Origin of the sequence: Collinsella sp. AM42-18AC (genome assembly GCF_003467965.1) — a bacterium.
Classification (GTDB): Bacteria; Actinomycetota; Coriobacteriia; order Coriobacteriales; family Coriobacteriaceae; genus Collinsella.
On record NZ_QSFY01000039.1, the window covers coordinates 1 to 746 of the forward strand.

Sequence of the window (746 nt, forward strand, 5' to 3'; positions counted from 1 at the left end):
CCGTCGAGGACCCACCCGGTCGACATCGCGCCGGAGGCGTCAAACCAGTACGCGGAGCCATTGCACTCATGGAGCCCAATGGCCATGGCATGCGTCGAGGGGTCGAGCCAATACCAGGCCCCATTGGTATAGAGCCAGCCAGAATGCAACGAGACCGGATTGACTGAATCCACATAGAACCAGTTGCCGTCAAACGAATTCCAACCCAGATTCCATTTAACGGATTCTTGAGCAGGACCATCATCAATTGAATCGGAAGGAGAAAGAGTCGAGGGGACGGATTGCCGCTCAAAATCAGTAGGGATGGAGGAGCTTATGGGTTCTGCGTTCGCGATATCAACCACACCGGGTCCAGCGAGCAGTAGAGTTGAAAGAATGATTAGGATTAATGTTATTTGCTTTTTCCTTGCCATGTGCAGCCCCCAGTAGTTACCGATTTTTATATAAACATAGTCTACAAATGGATAGCTAAGAGCAATATGTAATTAGAAAAAAGCAATTAAGGAAGAGTTGCTAGCCGAACCAAGCGCCATTACTAGCAAAAGAGTATTTCACCCCATCGATTTCTTGAACACCCGTAGTCATAGCGTGCGTCGAGGGGTCAAGCCAGTACCAGGCGCCGCCGACGTAGGCCCAGCCGGAGGTGAGGGCGCCGGAGCTCGTCGCGTAGTACCATGTGCCGCCGTCGAGGACCCATCCGGTCGCCATCGAGCCGGAGCCGTTGAACCAGTACATGGAGCCGTTGC

Annotated in this window: 2 pseudogenes; both read right to left on the reverse strand. The window is 52.8% G+C overall.

From position 1 onward, the window contains the following. Positions 1–413: pseudogene (locus tag DW913_RS09950) on the reverse strand (hypothetical protein); the annotation flags it as partial. A gap of 100 nt (positions 414–513) precedes the next feature. Next, positions 514–746 (reverse strand): annotated as a pseudogene (locus tag DW913_RS09955) (hypothetical protein); the annotation flags it as partial.